This window comes from Paraburkholderia kirstenboschensis (assembly GCF_032806925.1).
Classification (GTDB): domain Bacteria; phylum Pseudomonadota; class Gammaproteobacteria; order Burkholderiales; family Burkholderiaceae; genus Paraburkholderia; species Paraburkholderia kirstenboschensis.
Genome location: NZ_CP136512.1, coordinates 2,677,521 through 2,691,179, shown reverse-complemented (window position 1 = coordinate 2,691,179; position 13,659 = coordinate 2,677,521). Strand labels below are relative to the sequence as shown.

At 62.5% G+C, this 13,659-nt stretch carries 11 protein-coding genes; 3 read left to right on the top strand and 8 right to left on the bottom strand.

Annotated features, from left to right (window positions below):
* Positions 1–68: 68 nt before the first annotated feature.
* Together RW095_RS21035 and RW095_RS21030 are read left to right on the top strand one after the other, a co-directional pair.
* Entirely contained in the window at positions 69–1,841 is a 1,773-nt protein-coding gene (locus RW095_RS21035; protein ID WP_317018106.1) for an FAD-dependent oxidoreductase, read from the top strand.
* Positions 1,838–2,038, top strand: coding sequence for a hypothetical protein (locus RW095_RS21030; protein ID WP_317018105.1), 201 nt, complete (start codon positions 1,838–1,840; stop codon positions 2,036–2,038). The genes RW095_RS21035 and RW095_RS21030 overlap by 4 nt, the downstream gene beginning before the upstream one ends.
* Positions 2,039–2,131: 93 nt before the next feature.
* Here RW095_RS21030 and RW095_RS21025 read toward each other — a convergent pair whose 3' ends face one another.
* The 3 genes from RW095_RS21025 to RW095_RS21015 are packed head-to-tail and all read right to left on the bottom strand — an operon-like array spanning position 2,132 to position 5,152.
* The gene (locus tag RW095_RS21025; RefSeq protein WP_317018103.1) at positions 2,132–3,106 is read right to left on the bottom strand and encodes a 2-dehydropantoate 2-reductase; all 975 of its coding nucleotides are present in this window, start codon (positions 3,104–3,106) and stop codon (positions 2,132–2,134) included.
* A gap of 4 nt (positions 3,107–3,110) precedes the next feature.
* Positions 3,111–3,902 (bottom strand): class II aldolase/adducin family protein, encoded by a 792-nt coding sequence (locus RW095_RS21020; protein ID WP_317018102.1) that lies wholly within the window; start codon positions 3,900–3,902, stop codon positions 3,111–3,113.
* Between the two features lie 50 nt (positions 3,903–3,952).
* A complete protein-coding gene (locus tag RW095_RS21015) occupies positions 3,953–5,152 on the bottom strand; it encodes an amino acid aminotransferase (RefSeq protein ID WP_317018100.1) in 1,200 nt (399 codons plus the stop codon).
* A gap of 177 nt (positions 5,153–5,329) precedes the next feature.
* Here RW095_RS21015 and RW095_RS21010 point away from each other — a divergent pair, with 177 nt between their 5' ends.
* Complete coding sequence (locus tag RW095_RS21010; protein WP_317018099.1) at positions 5,330–6,271, top strand: LysR family transcriptional regulator; 942 nt, start codon at positions 5,330–5,332, stop codon at positions 6,269–6,271.
* A gap of 33 nt (positions 6,272–6,304) precedes the next feature.
* On the opposite strand, the gene RW095_RS21005 is transcribed toward RW095_RS21010, so the two are convergent.
* The 5 genes from RW095_RS21005 to RW095_RS20985 form a co-directional block, all read right to left on the bottom strand.
* On the bottom strand, positions 6,305–7,123 hold the full coding sequence (locus tag RW095_RS21005) for a helix-turn-helix transcriptional regulator (protein ID WP_317019917.1): 819 nt from the start codon (positions 7,121–7,123) through the stop codon (positions 6,305–6,307).
* 143 nt (positions 7,124–7,266) lie between these two features.
* Positions 7,267–8,394 carry a hybrid sensor histidine kinase/response regulator gene (locus tag RW095_RS21000; RefSeq protein WP_317018097.1) on the bottom strand — a complete coding sequence of 376 codons (1,128 nt, stop codon included), beginning with the start codon at positions 8,392–8,394 and terminating at the stop codon, positions 7,267–7,269.
* A 9-nt stretch (positions 8,395–8,403) separates the two neighbouring features.
* Positions 8,404–9,030 carry a chemotaxis protein CheB gene (locus RW095_RS20995; protein ID WP_317019916.1) on the bottom strand — a complete coding sequence of 209 codons (627 nt, stop codon included), beginning with the start codon at positions 9,028–9,030 and terminating at the stop codon, positions 8,404–8,406.
* Between the two features lie 10 nt (positions 9,031–9,040).
* Positions 9,041–9,886: a CheR family methyltransferase gene (locus tag RW095_RS20990; protein WP_317018095.1), complete on the bottom strand. Its 846-nt coding sequence runs from the start codon at positions 9,884–9,886 to the stop codon at positions 9,041–9,043.
* Positions 9,887–9,928: 42 nt separating this feature from the next.
* Complete coding sequence (locus tag RW095_RS20985) at positions 9,929–13,543, bottom strand: response regulator (protein ID WP_317018094.1); 3,615 nt, start codon at positions 13,541–13,543, stop codon at positions 9,929–9,931.
* Positions 13,544–13,659 lie beyond the last annotated feature (116 nt).

Below are 13,659 nucleotides of genomic sequence, written 5' to 3'. Positions count from 1 at the left end.
CGCCCCGCGTCTAAAAAACTCAATGACGCGGCGCACGTGAAAATGCGGCGAAAATCGAGGAGACATGCATGACGCGCAGCTTCAAACCCTACCCCTTTGCGCCGCGCCACTACGATGGCGCGGTGCCCCCGCTCATCGACGGACACGATCCCGTGCGGCGGCCCGTGGCGATAGTCGGCGGCGGCCCGGTCGGCATGACGCTCGCGCTTGCTCTTGCCCGGCAAGGCGTGCGCTCGGTGCTGATCGAGGCCGACGACAGCGTATGCACCGGCAGCCGCGCCATCTGCATCTCACGGCGCAGTCTGGAGATACTCAAGCGCCTTGGCGCCGTGCAGGGCTTCCTGCAAAAAGGTCTGCCGTGGACAGGAGGCCGTAGCTTCTATCGCGACGCAGAAGTGTTCCGCTTCACGATGCATCAGGACGAAGAGCAATCGTTGCCGCCGATGATCAACATCGCGCAATATCAGATCGAACAGTTCCTGCTCGACGAACTGGAGCGGCACGCGGATCTGATCGACATCCGCTGGCAAACTCGTGTGACCGGCATCGAGCAATCCGATGGTTCCGACGCTCAACGCGGCGCAACACTGGCGCTGCGCACCGGCGACACCACGTGGCGCATGCACGCCGATTGGGTCGTCGCGTGCGACGGCGGGCGCAGCACCGTACGGGAAGCGCTCGGCCTGAAGCTCACCGGCACCACGTACGAAGGCCGCTATGTGATCGTCGATATCGCATTGCACAGCGAACGCGCGACCGAACGCCTCGCCTATTTCGATCCGCCGTCCAATCCGGGTTCCACGGTGCTCGTGCACAAACAGCCGGACGACGTATGGCGCATCGACTACCAGCTTCGCGACGACGAAGATCCACAAGCGGCCGTCGAGCCGGACAACGTCATTCCACGCGTTCAGAGCGTGCTCGACGCAATGGGCGAACGAGGCGAATGGTCGCCGATCTGGATTACTGTCTACAAGGCAAACGCGTTGACGCTGGAGCGTTATCGCCACGGCTCGGTACTGTTCGCCGGCGACGCGGCGCATCTAGTGCCGATCTTCGGTGTGCGCGGCGCGAATTCTGGCATTGACGACGCCGACAATCTCGGCTGGAAACTCGGCTGTGTGGTCAACGGCATTGCATCGCCCGACCTTCTCGACAGTTATAGCGACGAGCGCGTGTTCGCCGCGCGCGAGAACCTGAGCTACGGGATGAAAAGCACCGAGTTCATGGCGCCGCCCACGTTCGGGTTCGAGTTGATGAGAACAGCGGTGCTCGGGCTTGCCGAACATCATGCCGCCGTTCGGCCGCTGATCAATCCGCGGCAAACGCACCCGATCGCGTATGTGGAATCGCCGCTCAATCGCGTTGCAGCGGACTGCGCGCAAACAGCAGGCGCAGTGCACGCGGCGAGCCAATTTGCTAGCGGTCCCGCGCCGGGCAGCGTATTACCGGAGTGCAGGCTGAAGCGCATCAGCGATGGCAAGACGACCGATATACACGTTACCGATCTGCTGACACCCTGCTTCACAGCGCTGCGCTTCGGCACGGACTCGTCGCAAGATGCCGAGTGGCAGCGCATACAGGACGATCTGGCGAGCCGTGCGATTCCGTTCAAAACGATCACCGTCGTCGACACGAACGTCAAGCTGGGCGCAGACAGCACTGCCGTTATCGATCACAGCGGGCGCCTGCATCACATGCTCGACGCAACACCGGGCACGGTCTATCTGATCCGCCCGGATGGCCACGTGCTCGCCCGCTGGCGCAATGGCAGCGCAGTCGCGACACACAGCGCGCTTATCGCCACACTGAACATTCGGAGCAAGGAGAGTCTGTCATGATCGATAGCGGCCTCGAGCGCATCTACACGACGCTTTGCCAAACCATCACGGCCGAAGGTGAAGCGCAGGCTCCGCTCTATCTCGCCCGCCTCGCGCTGCTCTGCATGACTGAACTCGATGACACGCAACGCGCTTTGTCTCTGATCGAGGCGGCTCGACTGCCTTCGCCCGGGGCAGTCACGGCGACGGCTGCATAGCTTGAAAAGAGCACGACGAACCCGGCGCAAAAAAGCCGCCGCGAGTTGCCCCGCGGCGGCCTTCTTCAGCGAAGCATTACTGCTACACCGGATTCAGTACAAACCCAGCGTACTCGCATGCAAACGCGCGAGACCGAGCAGCGCGTCCGTGTATGGCGTTTGAACACCGGTCAGTTGTCCGAGTTCGCGCACCGCGCTCACGAGTGCGTCCAGTTCCACGGGCTTGCGCGCCTGCACGTCCTGCAGCATCGACGTTTTCATCGCACCGAGTTTGAGCGTGACCGCATGCCGATCCTGCGGCGCCTGATCGATCGGAATGCCGAAGCGCGCGCCGATCTCCTTCGCTTCGAGCATGACGCTCGTGACGAAGTTGCGCACCAGCTCGTCGCTGAGAATGCGGTCGGTGGTCGCGCCGGTCATTGCGCTGATGGGGTTCATCGTCATATTGCCCCACAGCTTGTACCAGACATCGCGCTGGATCTGCTCCGACATCGACGCATTGAAACCCGCGGCGACCAGCGCTTCGGTCAGCGCCTTGACGCGTTCGCTCGGCCGCCCGGCAGCCTCGCCGACGATCAACCCATTGCCCTGATGATGCCGGATCACGCCAGGCGCCTCGACGAGGCAGCTCGCATGCACCACGCAGCCCACCGTCTGCTCGCCCGGAATCGCCTCGGCGATAGCGCCGTCGGGATCGACGGACTTGAGCCGCTTGCCGGCGAAATTGCCGCCGAGCCCGTCGCAGAACCACCACGGCACGCCGTTCATCGCCGTGAGCACGATGGTTTGCGGCCCGAGCAGCGGCGCGATATGCGCGGCCACCGACGCCATGGCAGGACCCTTGACCGCCACCACCACGAGATCCTGAACGCCGAGTTCCGCTGGATCTTCAACCGCTCTCACGCGAACAGCCCGCGTCTCGCCGCCTTCGATCAAACGCAAGCCGTGCTCGCGCAAAGCGGCGAGCGTCGCGCCGCGCGCCACCGCGCCGAGATCGTGGCCTGCTTGCGCGAGCTTGACGCCCATCCATCCGCCAATCGCGCCTGCGCCGTAAATCACTGCTTTCATTGATTCAGTCCCTGTAACTCGCGTCGATGCGCTCCACGCGCCGCACCAGCGCATCGTACACATCCTGCCCCGCGCCGTGACGCGGATCGAACTGGAGCGCGTCGCGCGAACAGCGGATCGCCACTTCTTCCGGGACCGGCCGGGCCTTGCCCATCGAGAACGTCGCCATCTGAATTTCGCACGCGCGGTTCAGTGTCCAGAGAATCGCAAAAGTCTGCGGCACCGTGCGGCCCCACGCAAGCAGTCCGTGGTTGCGCAGAATCACTGCCTGCCTGTTGCCGATATGTTCGACGAGCCGCGGCCCTTCTTCCGCATGCACGGTGATGCCCTCGAAATCGTGATACGCGATGCGATCGTGCAACTGCGCGCTGTAAAAATTGGTCTGCTGCAAGCCGTCTTCGAGGCACGCCACCGCGACGCCCGCCGTGGTGTGTGTGTGCATCACACAATGCGCGTCGGGCACGCCTTCGTGGATCGCCGCATGCACGACGAAACCGGCCGGATTGACCGGATAATGCGAGTCGTCCAGCACGCGGCCCTGGGCGTCGATCTTCACGAGATTGCTCGCCGTGACTTCGCTGTAGTGCAAGCCGAACGGATTGATCAGGAACTGGCGCTCGCCGCCGCTCACGCTCGCCGGCACGCGCAACGTGATGTGGTTGTAGATCATCTCCGTCCAGCCGAGCATGTCGAAAATGCGGTAGCACGCAGCCAGTTGGACGCGCGACTGCCATTCGGCGGGGTGCATGTCGGTACTCTTCGGCGCACTCGCCGCTGGCATATCAAGTGTCGTCATCGATCTCTCCATGGGTATCTGCTGGCTGCGCGCGGTGCTTGTCGCCGCCGTTATGCGCCGGACACGACGGCAGCAATGGACGACGCCACGTAGTCCGCATTGCGCGCATTCAAGCCGGCCACGCACATGCGCCCTGAGCGCAGTACGTACACGGCGTGTTCGTTGCGAAGACGCTCGACCTGGCTAACGGTCAAGCCCGTATAGGTGAACATGCCGCGTTGCGCCACGTAACGTGCACGCATCACTTCGTCGACGCGGCCGGCGAGTCCCGCGTGGATCGTGCCGCGCATCGCAAGAATGCGTTCGCGCATGGTGGCGAGTTCCGCTTCCCACGAAGCGCGCAACGACATATCGGACAGCACGTTCGCGACGAGGCGCGCGCCGTGCGTCGGCGGATTGCTGTAGTTCGCACGCACGGCGGACATCAGCTGACCGAGCACACGGCTCGCTTCGTCGGCGTTCTTGCAGACAACGCTCAGTGCGCCGCACCGCTCGCCGTACAGCGAAAAATTCTTCGAGAACGAATTGGCTGCGATCAGCGGTATGCCGGCCTCGGCCAGCATGCGAACACAAGCGGCGTCTTCTTCGAGGCCCGCGCCAAAGCCCTGATAAGCCATATCGACAAACGCGATCAGCTTGCGACGCTGCAATACCGGCACGAGCTCGGCCCATTGCTCGACGCTGAGATCGACGCCGGTGGGGTTGTGGCAGCACGCATGCAGCAAGACAATGCTGCGCTCGGGCAAACGGCCGATGGTGTCGATCATATCGGCGAAACGCAGGCCGCCCGTCTGTTCGTCGTAATACGGATAGGTGTTGACCGTTAGACCCGCGCCCTCGAATACGACCCGGTGATTCTCCCAGCTCGGGTCGCTGATCCACATTTGCGAACCCGGAAAATAGCGCCGCAGGAAATCGGCGCCGACCTTGAGCGCACCGGAGCCGCCTATGGTCTGCAACGTCGCGATGCGACCAGCGGCGCGCGCTTCGCTGTCCGCGCCGAACACGAGCGCCTGTGCGGTCTCGCGATAGAGCGGCAAGCCCGCCATCGGCAGATAGGAACGCGGGCCGATTGCGTCGAGCAACGCGGTTTCGGCGCGGCGCACCGCGTCCATGACGGGCAGCTTGCCCGCGTCGTCGAAATAGATGCCGATGCTCAGGTTGACTTTGTTCTGGCGTGGATCGAGCTGGAAGTCTTCGTTGAGGCTCAGAATCGGATCGCCGGGATAAGCGGGGATATCTTCGAACATGGCATTTCCTTGAAGGAGCCCTGAGGCGGTGCCGACATTGCGTCGACGGCCGGGCGAGACTGAAAGTCTAAGCGTCTTTTTGTGCTCCCGTCGATTGGGACAAGTGTCGATCAGCGCGCCTCGATCCACAATCAACGGATTTTTCACGATTCGTAAGTTTTTCTTTAGAATCGGGTCATGGCACTTACTCGCGTCACCATCCGTCAATTCGAGGCGTTTCTCGCCATTGTCGATCTTCACAGCATCGGCGCGGCGGCGGAGCGGCTCGGGCTCACTTCGTCGGCAGTCAGTCAACTGCTCGCCGAGCTTGAAACCGAACTCGGCTTTCGCCTGTTCGACCGGACCACGCGGCGCGTGAATCTGTCGAGCGCGGGGCAAGACTTCCTCGCGTCGGCGGAATCCGTGTTGCGTCACGTGCGCGCCGCCGCCCAATCCGCCGACGATATCCGTAACCGCGCCGCCGGCATCGTTCGGATCGGCGCGCCGCTTGTGCTGGCGTCGACTGCGTTGCCCGCGGCGATCGCCGAGTACGCGCGCGACAAGCCGAAGGTAGTCGTGCGCATTTGCGACACGGTGGTCGAGCAACTCGTCGAGCGTGTGGAAAGCGCGGACGTGGACCTCGCGGTCGGGCCCGACAGGCAAAGCGGTGCACGCGTGCGCCGCGACTGCGCGTTCGCAAGTCCATGGGTGATGTGGTGCGCGCCGTCACATCCGCTCGGCACGCGGCGGCGTGTGCAGTGGCAGCAGTTGCGCGATATACCTATCGTCGCTACAGGCCGCGATCACGAACGCGCGGTCGACCAGATGCTCGCAAATCTGCCGGTCGAGGCGCGCATCGTTCCAGTCGATGTGGTGGACAACGTCACCACCGCTTTTGGCATCGCTTCGCGCGGACTGGCCGTGACGCTCGCGCCGGCTTACGTCGCACCGCTTGCGCGCACTTTCGGGCTGGTGATGAAGCGGATTGTCGAACCGGAGACCATCCGCGAGGTTTGCGTGTATCGCTCGACCGAACGCGCGCTGTCACCGCCCGCGGCCGGTTTTGTGGATTTCCTGTTGCCGTGGCTCAAACGCTGGGATCGCGAGACGCAAGCCGATGCGCGCGCAAGACGCGGTTGAAAATGCGTGACTACAGCGCGCAAAATAACAATCTCAGCCACATTGCGGCGCCATGCACAGCGCGAACAGTTGCCGCTGGCTGGAGATGCCGAGCCGCACATACGCGCGCTTCTGATAAGTGATAACGCTCGTGGGCTTCACGCCCATCTGTGCGGCTATTTCCACTGCTGTCGCGCCTTCGAGCGTGCCGCGCAGCACGTCGAGCTCGCGTGGCGTAAGCGCGGGACAAATTTGTCTGATGCGTAAGAGCATTGCCGCTGCCGGGCCTTCCTGATGCGGCCCATGAAGCGCGTAATGCCCTTTCGCTGCGTGCGCAAACAGATGCGCGAGACTTTCGACGCGTTCCATCTCGCCCGCGGTGAACGTGCCGTATGCGCGGTCACGGTACAGATTGATTGATAGCCACACGCTTTCCACAGGTTGCACGAGCAGCGACAAGCGGTCGGATACGTTGGGCTGCGAGTAGCACGCTGCGTGATACGCTTCGTTCGAGATTTCTTCGCTTTGCTGCTGATGCAGAACTAGCGCGTCGTGCGATCGCGCACTACTCGCGCTTCCAATAATCGCCCTATTACCGTCCAGTGCGTAAAAGTGCGTCGCGTAGCGGTCCGCAACGTCACGCAGAAAACGTCCACCCCGATGATCGGCGGCGGAAATAGTGCGGGGTCGCGCGTCGAGTTCATACGCAAAGACGGTGCACTGCGAAACCGGCAGCATATCGCCTACGGTTTTGAGCATGCTGGCGGCGAGTGAGTCAGCGTCGCTGTGCGAAATCGACATGACGAGTTCGGCCGCACGCGCGGTGCTGATCTGTTCGCTTTGATGCGGCGGGGAAATGCGCCATGAACGCATGATGGCTTCGTACTCGCGCGGCGTGGGTTGGGTCTGCCAAGCGTAGCACAGCGCGGCGTTGGCATCGGTGCTCGCGCGGACCATGCGCCGAGCACAGTATGCGCAGCGCCGTTGCCGCATAGGCGCCGCATTTATCGTCGCGCTTATTTCCCTGAAAACGAGCCGCGTTGCAGCGTTACCATTCGCGGCAGTTCGATCGTGAAGACCGTGCCGTCCGCTTCGTCCGACTTGACGCTGACACCGCCGCCGTGCATCCGCGCAATTTCCTGCACGATATGCAAACCGAGCCCGAGGCCCTCGCGCGAGCGGGAGCCGCTGTTATTGGGGCCGAAGGCCTTGAACAGATGCGGGAAAACCTCGGGCGGAATGACGCCGCGGTTGGCCACCTTCAGGCGGACGAAGTCGGCGGCTTCGCCGTCCACCTCGACGCTGACGTCACCGCCCTCCGCGCCATGGTGCAGCGCGTTGCTCACGAGATTCGACACGGCCTGCCAGACGAGATCGGTGTCCCACGCGCCTGCCGTATTGCCGCGGCTCGTGAAGACGATACGCTTGCCGTTCTCGCGCGAAGCGAATTCGTCGATTACCGATCTGCATAGCGTCGCGAGCTCGATCGAGCGCGGCTGCAACGGCAGGCGTCCGCCTTGCAGACGCGCGAGGTTGAGCAGCTGCTCGACCATGCGCGCCATGCGCAGAGAACTGTTTTTCACGCGCGCGGCAACCGTCGCCGATTGCTGGTCGGCGGCGGTGCGCATCAGATATTCCGCAGACGCGAGCACAGCCCCGAGCGGCGTGCGCAAATCGTGGCTAAGCACCGCCATCAACATCTCATTCGCTTCGAGCATCTGACGTGTGGTCACGAGTTGCGCGGCGAGCTGGCGCTTCTGCTGTTCGAGCTGAACGAACACGTCCACCTTCGATTGCAGAATGCGCGGGTCGAACGGCTTGTAGAGGAAATCCACCGCACCTGCTTCATAGCCGCGAAACGTGCGCGACGCGTCATGCGCGGTTGCGGTCAAAAAGATAATCGGCACATGCGACGTGCGAGGGCTGCCACGCATGAGCGCCGCCAGTTCGAAACCGTTCATGCCGGGCATGTTGACGTCGAGAATCGCGAGCGCGACCTCGTGCTTGAGCAGCAGATCGAGCGCGGCGGTGCCCGAATCGGCTACGAGCACAGCGACATCGGGCCGTGTCAGCAACGCCTTGAGCGCGGTGATGTTGTGAGCGATGTCGTCGACAATCAGAATGTTCACGGGTGGGTTCGACATGGCATCGGGTCAGAGAGAGGCCGGCAAAGCTGCAAGCTGCCGGGCCATTGTTTCGGGAGAGAAGATGTAATCGGCCGCACCGCGTTCAATTGCGGTACGCGGCATTTCCGGCGAAGCGGCGGTGTCCGGTTCCTGCACCCACGTAAGGCCGCCAAACGCGCGCACTCGCTGCAAACCGCGCGCGCCGTCGTCGTTGGCGCCGGAGAGCAGCATGGCCAGCAGTTGCTCGCGATATACGGCCGCCGCGGACTCGAACAACACGTCGATGGAAGGCCGGGAGAAGCGCACTGCCGCATCCGTTGAAAGTGCAACGGTCCGGTCCACTTCCACCAGCATGTGATAGCCGGGCGGCGCGACATGCACGCGGCCCGGCATGATCTGCTCGCCCGCGTCGGGCTCGACCACGGGAAGCCGGCAGCGGTGCGCCAATGCGTGCACGAGATAGCTCGGCGGATCGGGCGGCAGATGCATGACGACCATCACGGCGGGCGCAAAGCTCGCTGGCAGCGCGGCAAGCAGCAGGTTGAGAACTTCCATGCCGCCTGCCGAGCCGCCAATCACTACAAGCTCGCAGGCGCGCCCATTTCGTGCGCCCCGCGGAGCGTCGGCGGCTGGCTGGATCGTTGTGCGTGGGATCACGGTGCTTTCAGCGTTTCTGGTAAATACGCTCGCCCGGACGGAATTCGTCGAAGGCTTCGTAATGGCGGGAAAAACGCAGCGTTTCCTTGCTGCCGAGGCCGAGAAAACCGCGCCGTACCAGCGCGTTCTCGAACAGCCCCAACGCGCGGTCCTGCAAACCGCGATCGAAATAGATCAGCACGTTGCGGCACGACACGAGATGCGCTTCGAGAAAGACCTCGTCAGTCGAGAGGCTATGGTCGGCGAACACCACGCGGCCTTTGAGCGAGCCCGCAAAGCGCGCACCGTTATAGGCCGCGTGATAGTAGTCCGACAGCGAGCGCTTGCCGCCCGCCGCCAGGTAATTCTGTGTGAAGCCCTGAATGCGATCCAGCGCGTAGATCCCGGCTTCGGCGCGCGCGAGCGCGTCCGGGCTGATATCGGTCGCATAGAACAGCGTGCGCTCGGTCAAGCCCTCTTCGTCGAAGAGGATTTTTAGCGACCACAGTTCCTCGCCGGTGCTGCAACCTGCTACCCACACCTTGATGGACGGATACGTGCGAAGACGAGGCAACACATGCTCGCGCAGCGCCAGAAAATACGCAGGATCGCGAAACATATCGCTGACCTGCACGGTGAGGTACTGGAACAACCGCGAGAACTGGTCGCCGTCGCGCATGATGCGGTCCTGCAATTGCGACAGCGTGCTCAGGCCGAATTCGTCCAGTGCCTGAGACAGACGGCGACGCAACGACGACATCGCATATTGACGGAAATCGTGCTGGTATTTGAGGTAAATAGCTTCCAGCAGCAATTTCAACTCGATGTCGAAATCGCTTATGCGTTGCCATGCGTCGAGTTCGAACTGGCTCATTGCTTTTTCCGTGTCTGGACCGTTGTCTAAGCCTGTTGAATGCTAGCGTTGGCGCAGCCAGACACGGCAGAGCGCAACGAGCTTGTCCACGTCGATCGGCTTGGAGACGTAGTCGTCGGCACCTGCTTCGAGACAACGCAGGCGATCGTTCGCCATTGCCTTTGCTGTCAACGCGATAATCGGCAGATGCGCATGGCGCGGATTGCGCCGAATCTCGCCCATTGCGGTCAAACCGTCCATCTCAGGCATCATGATGTCCATCAGTATGAGATGCACCTCCGGGCCGTTTTCCAGTGCGTCGAGCGCTTCGCGGCCATTGCGCGCGATCTGCAATTTCGCGCCGAGCGGTTCGATCACATGCGAGAGCGCGAAGATATTGCGCACGTCGTCTTCGGCCAGCAGGATCGTGCGGCCTTCGAAGGCGTTATCGCGTTGCCGCACGGTGCGCAGCATGCGCTGCTGCTCCGGCGCGAGCGACGACTCCACGCTGTGCAGGAACAGCGTCACTTCGTCGAGCAGGCGCTCCGGCGACTTTGCACCTTTGATAATGATCGATTTCGAATAGCGCCGCAGGCGGTGTTCGTCCTCATCGGAGAGCATGCGCCCCGTGTAGACGATCACCGGCAATGATGCATGCCCGGCGTTCCCGGCGAGGCGTTCGAGCAGATCGTAGCCGGTGCCGTCGGGCAGCGCGAGATCGGTTACCACGCAATCGAACGAGAAATTTTCGATGTGTTCGAGCGCCTCGGCCAACGTGGCGACCGCAACGATTTCGGTGTTTTCGCTTTGCAGCAGCGCGCGGATGCTTTCGCGCATCGCCGCGTCGTCTTCGATCACCAATACGCGTTTGAGGTGCTGCTGCAAGCGCGCTTCGAGCCGGCGGATCGCGGCTTCCATCGTGGAGCGCGCGGTCGGCTTGAGCGTATAGCCGATTGCGCCGAGATGCAGCGCCTTGTCCGCGTGGTCGGTGGCAGACACGATATGGATCGGAATATGACGCGTGAGCGGATCGTTTTTCAGCCATTCGAGCACAGTGAGCCCCGAACGATCCGGCAAGCCCACGTCGAGCAGCACCGCCGCCGGACGCATGTCGCGCACGAGAGCGAGACCGCTCGCCGCGCTGCTTGCATGCACGAAGTCGAAGTCGAGTTCATGCACGAGATCGCGAAGGATTTCGGCGAACGCAAGATCGTCTTCCACCACGACAATCAGACGGCCGGCACGCGTGCGGTTGTCGCGATCGTCGGCAATCGACACCATGGCCGAATCTTGTGCGCTCGCCGCATTGCCCGCATGCACAACGCTTGTGCCGTTGTGTCGCGCTTCTGTCATCAGTCCGTTGGCCGCAGTGATGACCGTCGAGGCAGCGCCGCCCCATGACGTAGCAGAAAGCAGCGGCTCGCCCCGCGAGTCGCCGGCGGCCGCTGCGTCGCCTGCCGCCTGAGCCTGCGCCTGCGCCGTGGCCGGAGCAACCGCGGCTGTGCTCTCGCCGTCGGCCGCCAGCGCTGCACGCGCGTCGAGCGGCAACCACAGGGTGAAGACGCTGCCCTTGCCCACTTCGCTGACAACGGTGATCCGGCCGCCCATCAACCGCGCGAATTCCCGCGAAATGGACAGACCGAGTCCGCTGCCGCCGTACTGACGACTGGTGGATCCGTCAGCCTGCTGGAACGCTTCGAAAATCATCTCCAGCTTGTCGGCCGCGATGCCGATGCCGGAATCGCGCACATCGATACGCAGCATGTCGCCATCCGCAGACGCGACCGATAGCGCAACCTCGCCGCGATGGGTGAACTTCACCGCGTTGGACAGCAGATTACGCAGTATCTGTGTGACACGTTGGCCGTCGCCGATGAACGTATCCGGCACGCCCGGCGAGCGGTCGAACGCGAGGCTCAGGTGCTTTGCACCCGCCATCGGCTTGAACATCTCTTCGAGCGATTGCAGCGTTGCGTCGAGCGACACGGTTTCGAGCTCGACAGTCACCTGCCCCGCCTCGACCTTCGACAGATCGAGAATGTCGTTGATCAGCACCAGCAGGTCGCTATTGGATGCGTGGATGGTTTCCGCATAGCGCACCTGCTCCTCGGTCAGATTGCCGCTGCGGTTCTGCTGCAGCAGCTTGGCGAGAATCAGCGAACTGTTTAGCGGCGTGCGCAACTCGTGCGACATGTTGGCGAGGAACTCCGACTTGTAGCGGCTCGATTGCTCGAGGCGCTCGGCGTTCGCCGCAAGATCGTCCTGCGCGCGCAGCAGATCCGCTTTCTGCCGCTCGAGGCGCTGCGCATATTCCTCGAGTTGCACATTGGTCTGTTCGAGTTCGGCCTGCTGCGCTTCGAGGCGCGTTTGCGAGTCGAGCAGCGCGCGGCCGCGCTCTTCGAGCCCTTCGTTCGAAACACGCAACTCCTCCTGCTGAACCTGAAGCTCTTCGTTCAACTGCTGCGTTTCGATCAGCGCATCTTGCAGGCGCTCGCGATAAAGCGCCGCTTCGATGAAATCGCCCATGCTCTCGCTGACGAGTTCGATGAACTCTTCGTCACGCGACGCGAGTGCGCGGATAAAGCCCAACTCCACGACGCCGTTGACTTCGCCTTCGCTCCTGATCGGCATGATGATCAGGTTCTTCGGTGCAGCTTTGCCGGTTGCGGAAACCACTTGCACATAATTGTCCGGCACGTCGTGCATCACGACCATACGGCGCGAGAGCGCGGCCTCGCCGACAAGCGTGTCGGCCTCGCCGAGATCGCGCCCAGTGGCCTGCTCGCTCTCGCGGCTGAAGCCATAAGTCGCGATGCGGCGCAACGTGCCGTGCCGCTTGTCGCGCACATAGATGGCGCCGACGGCAGCTTCCATGTACTGCGCGAGGCAGTCGAGCATCGCGCGGCCGACGAGCTGCGGAGTGGCCTGGCCGACCACTCTCTCGGCCAGCATGCGCTGCCCCGAGCGCAGCCACACCTGTTTTTCCAGCACTTCAGTCTGTTCGGCTTGCTGGCGTATAGCTCTGTCGTAAGTCCCCGCCAGGTTGAGCAATTCGCGTCGGCCCATCCATGCAAGCAGGCTGTTCACGCCGATGCTGAAGATCAGGAACACGCTCACCAATATTGCGGTGACGCGGCGCGATGCCTCGCCGCGCTCCTGACGCAAGCGCAATTCGACTTCGAGAAAGTCGCCGAACTCTTTTCGGGTCTCGTCGAATTCCATCTTGCCGCGGCCGCTCGCCACGGCACTCGTGACGTCCTGCATTCTGCGGCGCGCGTCGATCATGCTTTCGGCAAAGCGGGTCCAGCGGTCCTGAATCGCCTCAATCTGCCTGAGTTTCTCGACTTGCGGCGGATTGTCGGCAACGAGACGCTGCAGGTCTTCCATTTGCGCCTTGAACTGCGGTCCGCCGTTTTCGTACTGGGCGAGAAATCTCTCGTCTCCAGTGATCAGAAAGCCGCGCATCGACGATTCGCGATCGACGGCAAGCCGCAACATTTGATTGGCCTTGCCGACCACGCGCTCGGAATGCTCGGCCCAATTCGTGGTGGACACCAGATAAGCAATCAGCCCGACGAACACGGCTATCGTGATCAGGCCGACAAAAAGAGGCAAGGCGATGTTGCGGCGGACAATGCCGCGAAAGTAACGTTCGTCGACAACCTGGGATGCGGTCATTTTTTCTATATTCAGCAAGACGGATCATTGCGATCCGGAATATTTTTCGGGTTTTCCGCGTGGCGTTTTCGGGTTCTTACACAGCCGCATAATCATACAGGACGGGTCTTGTCTTT